This window comes from Sulfurimonas sp., assembly GCF_041583195.1.
Classification (GTDB): domain Bacteria; phylum Campylobacterota; class Campylobacteria; order Campylobacterales; family Sulfurimonadaceae; genus Sulfurimonas.
Genome location: NZ_JBFHGL010000019.1, coordinates 1 through 19,601, shown reverse-complemented (window position 1 = coordinate 19,601; position 19,601 = coordinate 1). Strand labels below are relative to the sequence as shown.

The window sequence follows — 19,601 nt, the reverse complement described above, 5'->3', positions numbered from 1 at the left end:
TCTACAAGTAAAAAAGGGAAACGATGAGGGATTATTTTTTGAATTTGAGTTACATCCATAACCATAAAATATAGCCTTATATAATAATTTTGGATATTTTATCTAAAAAAAGTTTACAATCAGCATAAAATCAATTTCTCTTTAGTGTCTTCATAAACTTTTGCGTCTAATTCTAATGTTAGTTTTGCATCTTTTAGTACATTGATATCTTCAACAATTACTATAGGACTTAAGTCTGGCAGTGAGTATTCATCTAATAATTCAGAGCGTATTTTAAGCTCTTGGTCATAATTTAGCGGATTGTAAATAAGTTCAAAAATATTTTTATAATTTGTTGATGCTGTAGTATTAAAATGTTTTAGTGAAACTAGTTTTATTTCGTCTTTATTTAGATAATTTATATTGTTAGATTCAAATTCTATACGTCCAGTAGATTTTTTTCTTGGAAGTGTTGAATATGAAAGTATGTAAGAAGGAATTACTCCATTTTTACCTTTTAGAAGACGACCTGAAAATTGTCTATAGTTTAAAAATTTATGTTTGATAATTTTATATTTTATACCTTTGTCGTCAAGTTCCATTCTATGTTTGTAAAACTCTAATCTCTCTTCAATTGAAGCAGGCAGAATAGTATTTGAAATTGGATTGAACATCTCATCCATTATTTTGTTTTGTTGCTCTCTTTGCATATTTAGGGCAAAGAAACATCCGCAATAATCTTGACGATAGAGTTGTTCTTCTTTCGTAACACGTGACTGATCTTGTGTGCCGCCACCTGATCTATAATCTGGTGCTATAAATTTAATACCATGCTTTTGTTCGAACTCTTCACCTGAGCGTTTTAATTGTTCTTGAGACTTTAAAGGGCTGACTAAAAGGGTTGTTGTAAATGTTTTTTCACCTAACTCAAGTGCCTTGTTTGCAGATACGTCAAAACGCTTGTCAAAGCAAACTTCACATCGCTCAGCTTTTTCCGGTTTTCCTTCTAGACCTTTAACTGCTTCAAGCCAGTTTTTAAAATCATATTCGCCTTCAAGCAGATCAATACCCAGCTTTTTACAGCTTCTTTGTACATCTAGTAGTCGTAATTGATATTCGGAATATGGGTGTATATTTGGATCGTAGAAGAAGCCTGTAAGCTTCTCCTGCGGGTAGTCCTTTTGCAGCTTTTCTAAAAAGAAGTGGGAATCTACGCTGCAACAAATATGGACTAAAATGTTAAAGCCTTATTTGCTCTCAACTACAGAGATTGAGTTGATTCCGTCTTGCATCTGGATTGAATCTAAAACTGCAAAACTATCTGCATCATCTTCTTCAATTACACCAAAAACTGTGTGAACACCGTCTAAATGAGGAGTCGGTACAAAAGTGATGAAAAACTGACTTCCACCCGTATTTGGTCCGGCATGAGCCATTGAAAGTGCACCGCGTGAGTGTTTAGTTACATTTTTATCAGTTTCACACTCAATTGCCCAGTCAGGTCCGCCTGTACCAGTACCGTGAGGACATCCGCCCTGAGCCATAAATCCAGGGATTACACGGTGAAAGTTTAAGTCATTGTAAAAACCTGTATTTGCAAGGTGTGCAAAGTTAGCTACAGTATTTGGAGCTTCTTCTGGTAGTAATTTAATCCAAATAACACCTTTTTCAGTATCTATTTTTGCATATTGAAACTTGTTGATCTCTTCTTGAGATAAGTCGTATTTTTTAAGTTGTCTTCCAAACATTTTAAATCCTAATTTTTTTATATTTGAAATTATAGTTAAATTTTTTAAACACATTTTTAGTAGACTAACACTTTGATAAATAATTTTAATTTAAAAGGCTAAAAAATAATATGCTTATAAATAAGATGTATGAGTATTTAATGAAGAAAAAAAATATTGTTACGATCAAGCAGGCAAATATTTTTACAACTATTGTTATTTTTATTTTTACTATCATCTTTGCATTTCTTTTAATAGAAGAGAACTATTTAGACTATGAAAAAACACTTTTGAAAGAGATGTCTTTATCAAAAGAAAAAGTAAATATAGAACAGAGTGAAAAATATAAAGAGACTCAAAAGAAACTAAAAAGTATACTTATTAAAAATACTATAGCAATCGCTACTTTAGCATTTATATTATTTGCAATAGTTTTAGGGCTTTACAAAATACTTAACCACATTCTACAAAGAGATATTCAAGTATTCTTGGACTTTTTTAAAGAAACTGCACACAAAGAGTATATGTTAGACCCAGACAAAATATTTTTTAAAGATTTTAAAACAATGGTTGGTTATGCAAACAATATGGTAGATACCATTAGTGAGCAGAAAAAGACACTCAAAGACCTAAACCAAAACTTGGAAGAGAAAGTAAAACAAAAGACTCTTAATCTCCAAGTAACAAATGAAAAACTTCGAAAAGAAAAAGAGTTCTCCGAAAAGATACTCGATGCACAAAAAAAGTTTTTGCGTTATACGGTTCATGAAACAAATACACCTCTTAGTGTAATACTAACCTCGATAGAATTGTATACAATGCAGCATCCAAAAGATAAACATCTATCAAAAATTGAAGTGGCCGTTAAAAATATCTTCAGTATATATGATGATCTCAGCTATCTTGTAAAAAAAGATCAGGTTGAATATCCAAAGTCTATGGTAGATATGGGAGATTATTTAGATTTTCGTATAAGTTTTTTCAACGATGTTGCCCAGATGTCTAAAGTGAGTTTTGATTATAAAAAACCACAAAACTCTCTTCATATATATATAAATAAAACTAAACTTCAAAGAATCGTAGATAACACATTAACAAATGCTATAAAATACACCTTAGCAGAACAAGTTATAGATGTGACATTAAAACAATCCGGATCAAATCTTGAATTCTCAGTTGCCAGTAAATCAAAAGCTATTAAAGATATAGATAAAGTATTTCATGCTTATTATAGAGAGGAAAAAGATAGAGAGGGATTTGGACTCGGACTTCAAATGGTAAGAAACATATGTGATGAAGAGGGTATAGAGATAAAAGTAAGTTCTGATGAAAATATAACAGTTTTCACATATATATTTAAAATGATTGGTGATTAAGATGAAGATATTGTTACTTGAAGATGAGGTGATGTTAAATGAATCAATATGTGAGTTTTTGGAAGCCCAAGGACATCAGGTTGAGAGTTTTGTTGATGGTTTAGATGCACTAGAAGCTATAAAAAATAATATGTATGATCTTTTAATTTTAGATATAACTGTTCCAGGAATGGACGGACTTAGCTTTTTAGAAAAAATTCATGAGCTAAAAATTCACTCACCTGCAATTTATATTAGTGCATTAGTAGATATAGAGGATATATCTCGTGCTTATGACTTGGGTTGTTATGATTATCTAAAAAAACCGTTTCATTTAAAAGAGTTGGCACTTCGTATTGACAGAGTTAAAATTTCAAATGATACTCCACGTGTTCACCTTAGACTTTCAAAAAATTATTCTTATGATCAGGAACATTCAACTTTACTTTTTAATAATGAACCTCAAACACTTACAAAAAGACAATCTCAGATAATAGATCTACTTGCTAGAAACCGTGGCTTGGTAGTTGATTTTGAACAATTCACTAATTATATATGGACAGATACTTTTGTCGATAATGCAACCATCCGTGCTGAAGTGAATAGATTAAAAAAATCTTTAAAAGAAGATGTTATACAAAACATACGTGGTATGGGATATATGATAGAGAAGCCATAAAAATATAAGTGTGAGTAAATAGGTAACATTGCTATATGTATGTTACAAATATTCACATTTATTAAGAATGTATATAATTTTTTCAAATATAGCACCAATGCTATGTTCATGCTATTTTTCAATTTTACTATTAGGGTGTAATTAATTTCTGAATGAAGGAATGGGATGAAAAAAATAGTATTAAGTGCAATGGTTGTAGGATTAATTAGTTCTACAAATGTTCAAGCAGCAGAAGATCTGTCTTCTATGTTTAGTGAAGGTAAAGCAAGTGGTCAAATTCGTGCTTTTAGTATCTCGAGAAAAATGGATTATTCAGATCCTACAAAAGAGGATTATAGAAGAAAAGCTAGTGCAATTGGTGGACATTTAAAATTTGAAACTGCAGATTTTAAAGGTTTAAGTTTAGGTACGGCTTTTTATACTACAAACGGTTTATTTAACAGTGGTAACAAAACAGATTATACATCAGTAGATCCAACTTTACTTGGACCTGATAATGATGCATACTCTGTTTTGGGTGAGGCATATTTACAATACAAAATAGGTAATACAGTATTTAAAGGTGGTCGCCAAAAACTTGATACTCCTCTAGCAGGTAGTGATGATGCAAGAATGTTACCAAACTTGTTTGAAGCATATGTATTAATGAACTCTGATATTCCAAATACTACTTTAATAGCAGCTCATGTAACTAAGTTTGCTCAAGGTACGTTTGGTCGTGCATATGCTGGTGGTGTTTTATCTGCAACTTCAGGTTATTCTGCAGCTGACTCAAGAGACCAAGTTGGTACTTTTGTAAATATGGGTACGTATGCACTAGGTGCGGGTAAAGAAACTGGTGGTGTGTCTGTAGTTGCAGCTGCATATAAAAACGGTAACTTCAAAGCTCAGGTTTGGGACTACTATGCTCACGATATATTAAATGCAATATATGCTGATGCTACTATTTCTTGGACATGTTTAGTTAGTGATGCTGTTAAACCTTTTTTATCTGCTCAGATTATTTCTGAGAGTGATGTCGGTGATAAGTATGCAGGTAAAGTTGAAGGTATGTATTATGGTGTTAAATTTGGAGCTACTGTTGGTGGATTCACTGGTTATGTAGCATATTCTGAAACTACTGATAATGATGCAACTGATACTGCACTTCAAAATGCAATTATTACACCATGGGGTGGTATGCCGGCATTCACTCAAGGTATGGTTACTCGTCACCAATTTTTAGCTGGAACTACTGCTACAAAAGCTGCTTTAGTTTACAACTTTAAAGAGTTAGGTCTTAAAGCTGTAGGTTACTATACTGACTTTGACATGGATTTAAACAATGGTTATACTAATGGGGATGCAAGTGAATCAGGTTTTGATTTTATTTACAATACACCATTTGTAAAAAATCTTCAACTTCGTGTACGCGGAAATTTTGCTGATGACTTTAATGTAGCTGCTACAGGTGCTACAACTGGTTGGAGCGAATATAGATTTATAGCTAACTATAACTTCTAAAAAAGGAAAAATGATGGAAAAAGAACTTGTTGAAAAGATCAAAGCAAATCCAGATTATCAAAAACTAGTTAAAGTTAGAACTAGTTTTGCAGTTAAATTGACAATTGCCATGTTAGTAGTGTATTTTGCATTTATATTAACAATAGCATTTAACCCTGCAGCACTTGGTGCTCCACTTGGTGCAGATACTGTTACAACAATCGGTATTCCGGTTGGTATAGCTGTTATAGTGTTTGCATTTGTTTTAACTGGTATTTATACTAAAAGAGCAAACAGTGAGTTTGATGAACTTGCTAATGCTGTTAAAAAATCAGTGGGAGAGGACTAAGTATGTTTAATAGAGTATTTTTATTTTTAATTTTAGGTGCTGCAGCTGTAATGGCTGGTGGTGCAATAGAAGGTGAAGTTGCAAAACAAGATCTTAATATGTCTGCAATCATCATGTTCTTACTTTTTGTTGGTGGTACACTAGGTATTACTTACTGGGCTGCTAAGCGTACAAAGTCTGCTAAAGATTTCTACACAGCTGGTGGTGGAATTACAGGTTTCCAAAACGGTATGGCAATAGCAGGTGATTATATGTCAGCTGCATCATTCCTAGGGATCTCTGGTCTTGTTTACTTAAAAGGTTACGATGGACTTATCTACTCAATCGGTTTCTTAGTTGGTTGGCCAATAATCCTTTTCTTAATTGCTGAGCCTTTAAGAAACTTAGGTAAGTATACTTTTGCAGACGTTGCATCTTACAGACTTCGTCAAACTCCGATTCGTACATTAGCTGCGTTTGGTTCTATTGCAACTGTTATTCTTTACCTAATTGCTCAAATGGTTGGTTCTGGTAAGTTAATTCAGTTACTGTTTGGTCTTAACTATGAAGTAGCAGTTATATTAGTTGGTGTTCTTATGGTTCTTTACGTAACATTTGGTGGTATGCTTGCTACTACATGGGTACAAATTATTAAGGCTTTCTTACTATTATCTGGTGCTACTTTCATGGCTATAGCTGTTATGGCTCACTATGATTTCTCATTTGGTTCACTTTTCTCTACAGCAGTTGAGATGAAAGGTATAGAAGTAATGAGCCCTGGTGGATTAGTGTCTGACCCTGTATCGGCAATATCCCTTGCAATTGCTCTTATGTTTGGTACAGCTGGTTTACCACACATTTTAATGAGATTTTTTACAGTAGCTGATGCAAAAGAAGCTCGTAAATCAGTTTTCTATGCAACAGGTTTTATCGGTTATTTCTATATCTTAACTTTCATCATCGGTTTTGGTGCTATCGTTATGGTATTTACTAACCCTGAGTATTTAGATGTAGCTAAACAAGCAGTATCTGGCGGTAGCCCGATTCTTGGTGGAAACAACATGGCGGCTATTCACTTATCACATGCTGTTGGTGGTGACTTCTTCCTAGGTTTCATCTCTGCGGTTGCATTTGCTACGATCTTAGCGGTTGTTTCTGGTCTTACTCTAGCTGGTGCGTCTGCAATTTCGCATGACCTTTATGCTTCAGTATTCAAAAAAGGTGAAGTTGATTCAATGAAAGAGATGCAAGTATCTAAAATGGCTACAGTTGCTTTAGGTATCGTTGCTATCATTATGGGTATTGCGTTTGAGAAACAAAACATTGCATTCGTTGTTGGTTTAGCATTTGCTATTGCGGCTTCTGCAAACTTCCCGGTATTGATGCTTTCAATGTATTGGAAAAAATTAACTACTCGTGGTGCTGTTATCGGTGGAAGCCTTGGTCTTGCAACTGCGGTACTTTTAGTTATACTTGGTCCAATCGTTTGGGTACAAATTTTAGGAAATGAAGAGGCAATCTTCCCTTATAAATACCCTGCATTATTCTCTGTAACAGTTTCATTTGTTGCAATTTGGTTCTTCTCAATCACTGATAAGTCTCAAGGTGCTAAAGATGAGCAAGAGATGTTTGAAGCTCAATATGTTAGAGCTCAAACTGGTATCGGAGCTGAAGGTGCATCTGAACATTAATTAGTCCGCTAAAGGAAGTGAATTCCTTTAGCTTCGCTAGGGCCGCTGAGGCCACTAAAGCTCGACACTTCGTGTCAGAATTATTTTAGTTTAGTAGATAGGCGAAAATTTTTCGCCCGTCTTTTTTTATTATAATGGAGAAACATCTTTGAGTATATTAGACCAAAGAAGACTTATAAAATCTATTCACCCTTTTGATCTCCTTGAGGAGAAGGATATAGACAACCTCATGGGCAAAATCGATATAGCCTACTACACCAAAGATACCCTCCTGCTCTCTAAAACACTACCATCTATTGCATTTTACATAATAATTAAAGGCTCTGTTACAGAATATATTGATGATGAAATTCATAATGTTTATTCATCAGGAGATAGTTTTGATGCAGATGCTTTGATATATAATAAAACAGAAGGTAGGTTTGTAGTTGAAGAAGATCTGATCTGTTATGAGATTAAAAAAGAAGACTTTTTACTTCTTTTAGAAGACAAGCGTGTTCAGAGCTACTTTTTATCAGATTTCGTTTCTCGCCATCAAAACTTGAAACACTATGATTCACAAAGTGAACTTACTCCGTTTTTAATGGCTAGAGTTACTGATATATATATCCACAAAGCATGTTTGGTTGATCAAAACGATTCTATTCTTGAATCATTGAGAAAACAAAATAAGCTTAAAGCAAAAGTTATTTTAGTAAAAAAAGATGATGAATATGAGATTGTAACAGATACTAATCTCAAACAAAAAGTGCTTTTGGCAGGACTGGATGTAAATGAAAAAATTTCAAAAATATCTAGTCCAGGAATTATATCGATAGATATAAACGACTTTTTATTTAATGCACTTTTACTTATGACTCAAAACGAGATAAAAAGAGTTGTCGTTACAGATGAAGAAAAAATTGTTGGAGTGTTAGAGCAACTAGATCTACTCTCATACTTTGCAAACCATTCACATCTAATAGCAGTACAACTTGAGAAAGCTGAATCTATTGATGATCTTAAAGATATCCAGTCTGATTTAGGTAACTTGGTAACTATCTTAAAAACTAAAGGTGTAAAAACAAGATATATCACAAAGTTGGTTTCAACTTTAAATATAAAAATATACAAAAAACTTTTTTCTATGAGTGTTCCAAAAGAGCTTGAAGATAAATGTTGTCTTGTAGTTTTAGGAAGTGAGGGCAGGGGTGAGCAGATAATTAAAACTGATCAAGACAATGCCCTGATCATCAAAGACGGTGTTGATGAACAGCTGTTCAAAGAACCTATGCTAAAACTAAATTCATACCTTATAGAACTTGGTTTTCCTAAGTGTACTGGCGATGTCATGATCTCAAATGAATTTTGGAGACGCAATGTTGAGGGGTACAAATCTCTGATCAAGTCTTTGGCTAATTCTATGGATGAAGACAAGCTACAAACTTTGAGCATTATCTTAGATGCTCAGGCAGCAGCCGGTAATAAAGAGTTGTTAGATGATGTAATGAATTTCTTACATACTAATTTTCACTCACGTGATGATGTTTTAGCTCATATGTCAAAAGCTGTGCTTAACTTTGAAACTCCACTTTCAATGTTCAGCTCATTCGTAACTGATAAACAACACAATAATAAATTAGATATCAAAAAAGGGGGAATATTTGCTTTAGTTCATGGTGTTAGAACACTTTCTCTTCAATATCAAGTGAATGAAACTAATACTGTTGAACGTATAAAAGAGTTGAATAACAAAGGTGTAATAGATAAAAATTTTGCAACAGAATTAATAGAGAGTTTTGATACTTTAAGTGCTGTAAGACTACATGCACAAAGTGCGGACAAAGATGAAAACTTTGTAAATCCTGCAAACTTGGAAAAGAATCAACGTGATCTGTTAAAAGATAGTTTCAAAATCGTTAATAAATTTAAAAAATTCATGAGTTTTCATTTTCACTTAAATATGGTTGTGTAATGTTTAAGAGTTTTTTTAATGAACTTCGTAAAGCTAGAGATTTAAAGCGTTTAAAAGACGATAGTTTTAAGTTTCTGTTTGAAGAAAATAATAGCGATGAATATGTAGTGTTTGATACTGAGACAACAGGCTTAAATCCTAAGAAAGATGAGATACTTTCTATAGGTGCAGTTAAGATAAAAAATAATAAAATACTAACATCGCAAACTTTTGAAATGTTCATACAAAACTCTTGTGACATTAGCAGCGAAAGTAAAAAGATTCATGGGATCAGAGAGATTGATTTAGTAGATGCTAAAACAACCTTGGAAGTTATTCCTGAATTTTTAAAATTTATCGGTTCACGTCCGCTAGTTGGGTATTACTTAGAATTTGATATCGCTATGATAAATAAGTATGTAAAACCCTTACTTGGGATTAAACTTCCCAATAAACAGATCGAAGTATCTGAAATATACTACGATCAAAAAATAGAGTTCATTCCTCAAGGAAATATTGACTTGAGGTTTGGTACAATCCTTGAGGATTGCGGTATCCCTAATATGGGTGCACACAATGCAGTAAATGATGCCATTATGACTGCAATGATATATTTAAAATTAACAAAAGGAAAAAATAATGTCAGATAAAAAGCCAGTTTTTAAACCAAATAAAGAGTTTTCAAAAAATGCACGTATAAAAAATATGTGTGAGTACCAAGAGTTACAAGATTGGGCTATGGAAGATTACGAAGGTTACTGGGGACATTTCGCAAAAGAGAAGATCGATTGGTTTGAACCTTTTACAAATGTATTAGATGATTCAAACATGCCGTTTGCAAAATGGTTTGAAGGTGGAAAACTAAATGTTGCTCATCAATGTATAGACAGACATTTAGATTCTCGTAAAAATAAAGCAGCTATTATTTTTGAAGGTGACCGTGGTGATAAGCAAATTATTACATATCTTGAGCTTTTTTATGAAGTGAACAAATTTGCTAACCTTTTAAAAGAAGATTTCGGTGTAAAAAAAGGTGACCGCGTTGTTATCTATATGCCAATGATTCCTGAAGCTGCTTATGCAATGCTTGCTTGTGCTAGAATCGGTGCTATCCACTCTATCGTTTTTGGTGGATTCTCTGCTGAAGCTCTAAAAGATAGAATCGAAGATGCTGAAGCTAAAGTTGTTATTACTGCTGATGGTGCTTTCAGAAAAGAAAAACCATATATGCTAAAACCTGTTGTTGATGCTGCTATTGATGCAAATTCTCCAGTTGAGAAAGTTCTTGTAGTTGAGCGTAACAACGAAGATGTTGAGTGGGTTGCTGGTCGTGACTATTCTTACAATGAACTAATCAAAAACAAATCTGCTAAATGTGAAGCTGAAGTTATGGATGCAGAAGATCCATTATTCTTACTTTACACATCTGGTTCTACTGGTAAACCAAAAGGTGTACAACACAACTCTGCTGGATATATCCTTTGGGCTCAAATGACTATGGAATGGGTATTTGATGTAAAAGAAAACGATACTTACTGGTGTACGGCTGACGTTGGTTGGATTACTGGTCACACATACATTGTTTATGGTCCACTCGCTATGGGTGCTACTACAGTTATGTTTGAGGGTGTTATTACATTCCCAGATGCTGGTCGTCCATGGAAAATGGTTGAAGAGTACAAAATTAACCAATTCTATACAGCTCCGACAGCTATTCGTGTACTACACAAAACTGGTGAAGATGAGCCTGCTAAATACGATATCTCTTCTCTTAAAGTTCTTGGAACAGTTGGTGAGCCAATCGATCCACCGGCATGGAAATGGTACTATGAAGAAGTTGGAGCTTCTAAATGTGCTATCGTTGATACTTACTGGCAAACTGAGACTGGTGGTCACATCGTTTCTCCACTTCCTGGTGCAACTCCAATTAAACCAGCTTGTGCTACTTTACCACTGCCAGGTATAATGGGTGAGATTTTAGATCCTGAAACTGGTAAAAAAGTAGGTCCGGGTGAGAGCGGTTATATGTGTATCGTTAAACCATGGCCATCAATGATCCGTGGTGTATGGGGTGATGATGAAAGATTTAATAAATCATATTTCGGAGATGTAAAAAAAGACGGTGTACCTGTATACTTCACAGGTGATGGTGCAAACTACGATGAAGATGGTTATATAACAATCACTGGTCGTACTGATGACGTTATTAATGTAAGTGGACACCGTATGGGTACTGCTGAAGTTGAAGCTGCTATCAAAAAACACGCAAATGTAGCAGAAGTTGCTGTTGTTGGTAAACCACACCCACTTAAAGGTGAAGGTATATTTGCATATGTTGTATTAAAATCTGATGATGGTGTAGCTGATGAAGTTGAAGAGGTTAAAGCTATTAACTCTATCATCAAAAAAGAGATCGGTAACATTGCTTTATGTGACGACATGATCTTTGCACCGGGTCTTCCAAAAACTAGGAGCGGTAAAATAATGCGTCGTATCTTACGTTCAATCGCTAAAGGTGAGGCTATCACTCAAGATATCTCAACTCTTGAAGATCCAAGTGTAGTTGCTAAAATTGAAGCTATGGTAAAAGGTTAAAAACCTTTTACTAAGCATATAAGTGTTATAATTTCATAATTTATTTATAGGAAATATCTTATGGAATTATGTGTAGCACTTGACTTACCTACAAAAGAAGAAAATTTAGATCTTATACACAAGATCAAAGATCATAATATCTGGCTAAAAGTCGGACTTCGTACTTATATTCGTGATGGTGAAGACTTTTTAAAAGCTATCAAACAAATAAATCCAGATTTTAAAATATTCCTTGATTTAAAACTTTATGACATTCCAAATACTATGGCTGATGCAGCAGAATCTATTATGGGACTTGGCGTAGATATGTTTAATGTTCATGCTAGTGCTGGTAAACGTGCTATGAAGACTGTAATGGAGCGTTTAGAAAAGTATGAAAAAAGACCAATTGTATTGGCTGTAACTGCACTTACATCATTTGCTGAAGATGAGTTTAGTGCTGTTTATGAAGCTTCTATTGCAAGTAAGGCTGATCAGTTTGCAAAAGATGCACAAGATAGTGGACTTGACGGTGTTGTATGTTCAGCATTTGAGAGTGAGTCTATTAAGAATATAACTTCAGATGATTTTATGACATTAACTCCTGGAATTAGACCTTTTGGTGAAGATGCAGGTGATCAAAAACGTGTAGCTGACGTGGCATATGCAAAAAGTGCAAAAGTTGATTTTATAGTGGTTGGTCGTCCAATATACAAGTCTGAATATCCTTCAGAAGTGGTAGCAAAAATTTTAGAACAGATCTAATTATCTTTTTTTACTTTTTTTAGAAGTGATTTTAGCTTCGGGTGTGTTTCATCTACTCTAAGAAGACAGTAATTTTTATCTAGTGTATATGTACCGTCCTCATTTATAAGTTTATGAACTATTAAATCATCTCTTTTATCTAGAGTTAGTATACGAAAACTCAGATTATCAAGTATAAGAGGTGGTTTCCCCCTTGTTTCAAAATAACTTAAAACCATATGATAACTCTTTGAAAATTTATCGTATACGATAGTCATATATAGTCTGCTTTTTTTAAAACCTAATTTTAAAAGTGTATAGTATTTTATGATCGCATAATCTTCACAATCTCCATAACCTATCTTTAAAAACTCTTTCGGTGTCTCCCAGTAGTCCGTAGTTTTGTTATTATTACTATCAGTTTTTGAAAGTAGTTGGTTGAGGTATGAGTTTACTTTTGCTAACTGCTCTTTTTTAGAAAGGTATTTGTAATAGTTTATAGTTTTAATGTAGTCTTCAACTCTATTTTTTGCCTTATTACCTGAAGTATTTTTTATTATGTCGATTTCTTTAGAAGAAAAATATGGGTAAGATGAAGCATAAACATTAACTGCAATAAAAATTATAAGAAGTAGTTTCATCATATACCTAGAACTTTTTCCAATTATTATACAATAATTACTTACTAATATTGTCTATTTAAGCTATATATTATGATACTCTTATTATAATTTCCACCTTCAAACGGATAGATGGGTGAGCTGGCTGAAACCACATCCCTGCTAAGGATGCGTATGGGTAACTGTACCGAGGGTTCGAATCCCTCTCTGTCCACCACTTGAAGATTAATCCCCTAAATTACTTTTTACTTATAATAAACATAAACATAACCATATTCTGATATAATCAATATTAAAGTTAGATATATGGATTAAATATGAAAACAAAAGGTCGAATACTTTTTTATAACCTTCAAACAGGACAAGGTAAACTGATCCTAGATACAAAAGAAAAACTTGATTTTTCAGTTGATGTCTGGGATGATTTTGAAGTTGGTCCTGAAGCAAATCTTTTAGTGGAATGTGATATTGAGGGTGACGTTTTAAAAAGTATTGTAGTTCCATCAGTGACTAAAGAAACTGTAAAAGAAAATTTTCAAGCAGAAAACGATGTGATTTCCACAGAAGAGTGTACAGCTAAATACAGTGTAGCACAGACGCTACAAAGTTATTTTAGTCATATAGAAGACGTTATAGGCGAACCTCCTGAAATAATCAATACAAAAGCTCAACTTGACTACTTTTTATCTAAACGTTTTTTACTTACGGCATATAACAACCTACGAGGTCTTGACCCATCTTTATATGAACACAAAGAAATTAAAAAGAAACTAAACATTATAGAAGATTTACAAAAAGCATATAATAGTATTACTGAAAAAGATGATATACCTGATCTTGCTTTTGAAATGATTTTTTTACGTGTGCAACCTGAATATGTACAGTATCAAAAAGCAAGAGAAAAATGTCTCAATGGCATTCCGATTTTAACTAGAATTATAAACTCATTAGAACCGGAGATAAAAAGGGGTGAGGAAAATTTAAAATCTATAAATGATAATAGAATTAAGCCAAAGCTTAAAGAGAAACTCAAAAAAATACGTGGAAGATATGTAGATGCTATTCATGAAAGGGCATGTTTAACAGAAGAACTTGCTGATATGAAAAATATAAAAGCTATATACAAAGAAAAGTATTTTCATGAATTTGAAAAAGAATTATCTATACTGCATGTAAAATACAAAGATATGCTATCTAGAATTCTTAATTATAAAGCATACGATTTGGATATTTCCATTTGGAAGAATGCAGGTCGGTCAAAACCGATACAAGAATTTTTTAGAGATGCAGGTATAAAAGGTGATTATTCAACTAAAACTTTTTTACGTTATTATCTTGATACACTTGATAAAGATAAACTAAAAGATGAACAAGCAGAACTTTTTAAATTACTGGAGTATTTAGAAAAGACAACTTAATATATTTCTGAGCAGCTAAAATAGCTACTCTTATTACAGATATATTATGCAGATATTCTTTTAATAGATATATCTTTATTATTTGGTTCAACTAGTTGAGTATTTATCTTTTCTATACTTAAAATACTTAGTACATCTTTACTTGTTTGATCTTTAGGAAATACTACACTTTGAACTAGAGTACCATTACCTATTATATATTCTTGCAATGGTTTAATGCTGTTCATATCAATTTCAGGTATATCACTTAATGAATTAACCAATATACCTATATACCCACCGTCATTACCATATTTTAATATTATAATCTCTTCATATTCCTCTGTAATGTCTTCATTTATAAAATTTTGTATATCTATAACTGATACAACGCTGTCGTTATATATTACAGTACCTTTAAAATGATGATTGCTGTCCATCTTTATAGTAGAGATTAAATCGTTTATACTGATTGATTCGATCACATCAGATGCTTTTACACCCAACCATTGTGAACCAACCATAAAAGAAGCTACATCAATGCTATTTTCATTTATTTCAGATGATATATCTTTTTCTAAAGAAAATTTTTCATCTAAGTCAATTACCGTTTCTTCAACATTACTGATATATGAAAAAACAAAGTTATACACATCATTTTTATAATCATCTTTTTCGCTCTTATATTCACGATATCCTTTAGAACACTGAGCTCCAAGTGCGTAATAAATACCATTAAATTCTACAACCTCACTTAATGATTCACCTGGTTTTAGATCAAAGAACTTTTTATCAATATTAAAAGTTTGACCTGTAGTGTATTCATGATTATTTGAAGCAATAATAGTTTGATCTTTTGTTGTCAGTACAGAGAAAAGTCCATCTTTAATTTTTCCATTATTCTCTTTAGGAAGAGATTCATTGATCATAGCTTCAAACTCTACTTCTGAATCAAATACAATACCGATACCTCCTAATACCTTTTGCTCATTATTTAAAGAAAGAATAGGAGCATTGTAAATGTATGTATGTTTAGAGTTGTATAAATTTGATTTTTCAAAATCAGATACATAATATTTGGATGAATCTGTTATTTCTAACGTTTTCTTTATCCATTCATCTGAAAGTTTTTGGCCTACTAAATAAGAATCTTTTTTATTTGAAACAGCTGTTACTACTCCATTTCTGTCATATACAAATAGGTTTGTATAAACTGTATACAGATCATTAATATATACTAATATATCTTCAATCTGTTTTCTTTGTGGAAGATCTATAGTTTCATTCTCAAGGATAGTTCTAAAGTCTGGAGTCAATGCCCACCATCTACAGTCATTAGCCCTTTCATATAGGTTTCTGTCCATAATATCAAGAATAAGATCAGCTAAAAATAGGCAGTCACCTAGAACCATAGTCTTTGTAAGGTTAGCCATAGAAGTTCCGATAATATTTTTTGTATCTTCTCCGGTTTTGCGGATCTCTAATAACAGTGCTTTTGAAAACTGCTTATTATTGTTTTTTGAATTGCTTTGTTTTATATTTCCATTCCAAATAGCTCTGTTGAGGTTGTTTTGAATATTACTAGCCTGCACAGGAATATTTTTTAACTCTTCTGAAAACTGATTTCCGTGTTGTAAAATGGCAAGAAGTAATTCTTGTGAGATTTCAAAGTGATCGTTTCCAAGATCTGAGAAAGCATGATCTAATGGAACCATTATATGACCATACCAGCCAAGACCGTAAAAACCTTGATAACCATTAGTTTTACAGCTTTTAGATATATAGTCTCTTCCACCAAATGAAACTATTTTATAACTTTCATCAAATACAGTTTCAAGCTTTGAACCGATTCTGATATGATAATCATCACTTGTTGCTATAACCTCTGAGTCATCATTTAAAATAGTTATACACTCTTTAGTTGTATGGTTTATAAGGTTTTTAAAGATTCCCTGCATTTCATCTTCAAATTTAAAACATAAACACAATACCCCGATCGCTTCTGAATTAACATCATTTGTTTTTGTAACTTTATATGAATAAACCAAGCTTTTTTTATGTTGAGGTAAAAAATCATGATATTTAAATGTTTCTACATACTCTTTATCAGTGTTTATAGCTTCAAAAATAATCGGGTCTTTTGATTTATCTACAATATTACTAGAGTCTATGTTAGCAACTATATCTCCATGTGTATTCATAAGTACAATGTCAAAATATACGCTGTATTTATCAACATACTCTAAAAAACGATCTTGTATTTGAGCTAAATCATCTTTATATTGTTCGTTAAATTTAGATTGATGATTTTCAAGAAAGTTTCTTATCTTCTCATCAGTTGCTAAAAAACCTATGTCTGCTGTTCTTTCAAAAAGGTTTCTAATAACAATATCTACAGCTACCTGAGCCTTTGAGTTCATCTCTGATACAGTTTTCTTTAATAGTTCAGAACCTAAATAATTTATAAGCTCTGATGACAGTGATGTGAAATTATTTTTAATCTTTGTCATATTAACACCAGCATCTCCGAGTTGACTTAAAAGAGACAAACTGTCCCAGTTTTTGCTTAAATCATTTAATTTTTCTCTACTCTCTTCAACAGGTTCCATGTATTTTATAAAAGGCACCAGTTCTTTAGATATTTGAAAGTTCTTGTACTCAACTAGAGAAGACTCCATAATAATTTCCTTGTAAATTATATTTTTGTGATACATATATGTTTGAGGGAATTGTATATGAAATAAATTCTCTGTATACAATTTTGATGTATAAAATTTAATCAATTTACAATTTTGTAATATTAATTAAAATTATATTTTAAACTATATTTTTAAGCTGTAATTATGAATATTCTAAATCTAAATTGATATAAAATCACAAATATGATAATATATAATTTATTATCATCAAAAAGGTTAGTTATGAAAAAATTACTTACTTACCCTGTGTTCATATTGCTATCATTAGCCGTGTTTAGTGTAAATGTATATTCTAAACAATTAGATATAAAAGAAGGTATGTGGTCATGGTCTGTGAGAATGGAGATGATGGGTATGGTTGTGCCTTCTACAACGTATAGTGATTGTATAACAAAAGAGGATTTAGTACCGCAAGAGAAACAACAAGCTAACGGTTGTAAAGTTATAGAAAAGAAAATTGTAGGTAATACAGTTAAGTGGAAAATTGAGTGTAAAGATGAAAATGGAAAGTCTACATCTACAGGAAAAATAACATATACTAAGACAACTGCAAAAGGTGAGATTGTAGTCAATGCTCAAGGAATGAATATGAAATCTAATATAAATGGGAAATATATAGGTTCTTGCAAGTAATACTTATTTAGAAAGTATATATATTCCCAAGTGGAATTTAGCATTTAGTAATCTATGCATTCATCTTCTTCATTGTCATCATCATATGCTACTTCAAGCTCGAAGATTTCTTCATAGTTTATATCAAACTCATCAAAGTGGTTTATGTAGTGACAAAAGTTCATATCTTTAACTTCTACTATTTGGCTCTCATACATTTTTAACTCCTTATATCTTGTAATGATTGATTACAAGTTGTATATTAGTTATATTGCATAAGGTGTGCCACAACTCTTTAATTATTCTTTTTAGCTCTATAAGCCCCTAAAAATAGGGATTTTATAAGCTTTGTAATTCTATACAATTTTGTAAATACTAAAAAATATTACATTAAATATCTACAAAATTGTAGATAAGATATTACGTTTTACAAAAATGTACATATTCAAACAATATTTTATTTTATAGATCTACTCCATCCCAAAATTCATCATAATTTAAGTTGGTCATAGCATTTTCATCTTCTAAGTTTTTCTCTAGTAATTTTTTTTGTTCATATTCAAAGTAAAGCTCTAGTGCTTCATTTAAAATAGTGCTTGGATCTTTTTTTAATATCTCTGAATAAACTTCTAATTCTTCTGCTACTTTAGTGTTTAAATTAAATTTAAAATCTTTTTCCATAATATTGTGCTCGCTTTTATTAATATAATATGTTAACATAACAGCTCTATTTTTGTAAATCACTAACTTAATTTCTGCATTGTACCGCGGTACAATATATTTTTTCCATATAAAACAAATATAATAACGATATAAAATAATTATCAGGAGTATCTTATGTCAAGTGTAGTAGGAAAAATTACAAGCATAGACGGCGGAAAGTTCTACGTTAAAGGGGAAGACGGTTCATTAATCGAAGTAACGGAAGGTTATGAGATTCTTGAAGGCCAAGAAATTGTTGGTGCTACTACTAATAGTGGAATAGATAGTTTAATAATATCTTTAGCTGATGGTAGTGATGTTGTTATGCTTGGTAAACAAGCTCAATTATTTGATGCTACTTTAACTGATATAGATTTATCAGCACCGGAAGTTGTAACAAAAAATGATGCTATACAAGACTTAATGCAAGAATATGGTGAAGATATAAACCTAGATGATATAGAAACTGCAGCAGGTGGGGACGCTGCAGAGTCTACTGAAGGTGGGGAAGCAGTATTCGCTGAGTTAAATAATGCATCTACAGATGTTAGAGCAGATGTTCGTAGAGCAAAATTTGGAACTTCTAATGATGAAGATGAAGAAGATAATGAAGATGAAGCTGAAGAAGAGTTAGATATTTTAGCTGAAGATGAAAGATCTACTGGTGATTCTGACAGCGATACAGATACTGACACTGACACAGATACAGATTCAGATTCTGATACTGACACAGATGTAGATACTGATACAGACACTGATACAGACACTGATACAGACACTGATACAGATTCTGACAGCGATACTGATACTGATACAGACTCTGACACGGATTCAGACACAGATGTAGATACTGATACAGATACTGACACAGATACAGATTCAGACACAGATGTAGATACTGATACAGATACTGACACAGATACAGATTCAGACACAGATGTAGATACTGATACAGACACTGACACAGATACTGATGCGGATTCAGATACTGACACTGACAGCGACACAGACACAGATGTAGATACTGACACAGATACAGATTCTGACAGCGATACAGATACAGATACAGACACTGACAC

The 19,601-nt window shown here is 32.4% G+C and carries 17 protein-coding genes, 1 tRNA gene and 1 pseudogene; 13 read left to right on the top strand and 6 right to left on the bottom strand.

Translation table 11 applies throughout. The features are described 5' to 3' along the window. Positions 1-119 precede the first annotated feature (119 nt). Positions 120-1,217 carry an epoxyqueuosine reductase QueH gene (locus tag ABZA65_RS12060; RefSeq protein WP_373073993.1) on the bottom strand — a complete coding sequence of 366 codons (1,098 nt, stop codon included), beginning with the start codon at positions 1,215-1,217 and terminating at the stop codon, positions 120-122. Positions 1,218-1,226: 9 nt separating this feature from the next. Then, positions 1,227-1,727, bottom strand: coding sequence for a peptidylprolyl isomerase (locus tag ABZA65_RS12055; protein WP_373073991.1), 501 nt, complete (start codon positions 1,725-1,727; stop codon positions 1,227-1,229). A 140-nt stretch (positions 1,728-1,867) separates the two neighbouring features. On the opposite strand from ABZA65_RS12055, the gene ABZA65_RS12050 reads away from it, so the two are divergent. The 9 genes from ABZA65_RS12050 (at position 1,868) to pyrF (ending at position 12,513) form a co-directional block, all read left to right on the top strand. Then, positions 1,868-3,082 carry a sensor histidine kinase gene (locus ABZA65_RS12050; protein WP_373073989.1) on the top strand — a complete coding sequence of 405 codons (1,215 nt, stop codon included), beginning with the start codon at positions 1,868-1,870 and terminating at the stop codon, positions 3,080-3,082. 1 nt (position 3,083) lies between these two features. Next, positions 3,084-3,740, top strand: coding sequence for a response regulator transcription factor (locus tag ABZA65_RS12045; RefSeq protein WP_373073987.1), 657 nt, complete (start codon positions 3,084-3,086; stop codon positions 3,738-3,740). A gap of 165 nt (positions 3,741-3,905) precedes the next feature. Then, positions 3,906-5,243 (top strand): OprD family outer membrane porin, encoded by a 1,338-nt coding sequence (locus tag ABZA65_RS12040; protein ID WP_373073985.1) that lies wholly within the window; start codon positions 3,906-3,908, stop codon positions 5,241-5,243. Between the two features lie 13 nt (positions 5,244-5,256). Beyond that, positions 5,257-5,571, top strand: coding sequence for a DUF485 domain-containing protein (locus ABZA65_RS12035; RefSeq protein ID WP_373073983.1), 315 nt, complete (start codon positions 5,257-5,259; stop codon positions 5,569-5,571). 2 nt (positions 5,572-5,573) lie between these two features. Beyond that, positions 5,574-7,241, top strand: a complete 1,668-nt coding sequence (locus ABZA65_RS12030) for a cation acetate symporter (RefSeq protein WP_373073981.1) — start codon at positions 5,574-5,576, stop codon at positions 7,239-7,241. Positions 7,242-7,389: 148 nt separating this feature from the next. Next, entirely contained in the window at positions 7,390-9,195 is a 1,806-nt protein-coding gene (locus tag ABZA65_RS12025) for a putative nucleotidyltransferase substrate binding domain-containing protein (protein WP_373073979.1), read from the top strand. Next, on the top strand, positions 9,195-9,824 hold the full coding sequence (locus ABZA65_RS12020) for a 3'-5' exonuclease (RefSeq protein ID WP_373073977.1): 630 nt from the start codon (positions 9,195-9,197) through the stop codon (positions 9,822-9,824). The genes ABZA65_RS12025 and ABZA65_RS12020 overlap by 1 nt, the downstream gene beginning before the upstream one ends. After that, positions 9,814-11,769, top strand: coding sequence for an acetate--CoA ligase (acs, locus tag ABZA65_RS12015; RefSeq protein WP_373073975.1), 1,956 nt, complete (start codon positions 9,814-9,816; stop codon positions 11,767-11,769). Before ABZA65_RS12020 ends, acs begins: the two co-directional genes overlap by 11 nt. A 60-nt stretch (positions 11,770-11,829) precedes the next feature. After that, positions 11,830-12,513 (top strand): orotidine-5'-phosphate decarboxylase, encoded by a 684-nt coding sequence (gene pyrF, locus ABZA65_RS12010; protein ID WP_373073973.1) that lies wholly within the window; start codon positions 11,830-11,832, stop codon positions 12,511-12,513. Here pyrF and ABZA65_RS12005 read toward each other — a convergent pair. Beyond that, the gene (locus tag ABZA65_RS12005) at positions 12,510-13,133 is read right to left on the bottom strand and encodes a transglutaminase-like cysteine peptidase (protein ID WP_373073971.1); all 624 of its coding nucleotides are present in this window, start codon (positions 13,131-13,133) and stop codon (positions 12,510-12,512) included. The genes pyrF and ABZA65_RS12005 overlap by 4 nt on opposite strands. 105 nt (positions 13,134-13,238) lie before the next feature. Between ABZA65_RS12005 and ABZA65_RS12000 the strand changes: the two genes are divergently transcribed. Together ABZA65_RS12000 and ABZA65_RS11995 are read left to right on the top strand one after the other, a co-directional pair. Further along, positions 13,239-13,329: transfer RNA gene (locus tag ABZA65_RS12000), tRNA-Ser, on the top strand. 100 nt (positions 13,330-13,429) lie between these two features. Continuing rightward, a complete protein-coding gene (locus tag ABZA65_RS11995; RefSeq protein ID WP_373073969.1) occupies positions 13,430-14,530 on the top strand; it encodes a hypothetical protein in 1,101 nt (366 codons plus the stop codon). A gap of 44 nt (positions 14,531-14,574) precedes the next feature. On the opposite strand, the gene ABZA65_RS11990 is transcribed toward ABZA65_RS11995, so the two are convergent. After that, entirely contained in the window at positions 14,575-17,187 is a 2,613-nt protein-coding gene (locus tag ABZA65_RS11990) for a chemotaxis protein CheW (RefSeq protein ID WP_373073967.1), read from the bottom strand. 243 nt (positions 17,188-17,430) lie between these two features. Here ABZA65_RS11990 and ABZA65_RS11985 point away from each other — a divergent pair, with 243 nt between their 5' ends. Next, entirely contained in the window at positions 17,431-17,841 is a 411-nt protein-coding gene (locus ABZA65_RS11985; protein ID WP_373073965.1) for a DUF3617 domain-containing protein, read from the top strand. 44 nt (positions 17,842-17,885) lie between these two features. On the opposite strand, the gene ABZA65_RS11980 is transcribed toward ABZA65_RS11985, so the two are convergent. Next, the gene (locus tag ABZA65_RS11980) at positions 17,886-18,038 is read right to left on the bottom strand and encodes a hypothetical protein (protein WP_373073963.1); all 153 of its coding nucleotides are present in this window, start codon (positions 18,036-18,038) and stop codon (positions 17,886-17,888) included. Positions 18,039-18,282: 244 nt separating this feature from the next. After that, positions 18,283-18,501 (bottom strand): hypothetical protein, encoded by a 219-nt coding sequence (locus tag ABZA65_RS11975; RefSeq protein ID WP_373073961.1) that lies wholly within the window; start codon positions 18,499-18,501, stop codon positions 18,283-18,285. A 156-nt stretch (positions 18,502-18,657) separates the two neighbouring features. Between ABZA65_RS11975 and ABZA65_RS11970 the strand changes: the two are divergent. After that, positions 18,658-19,601: pseudogene (locus tag ABZA65_RS11970) on the top strand (cell shape-determining protein MreD); the annotation flags it as partial.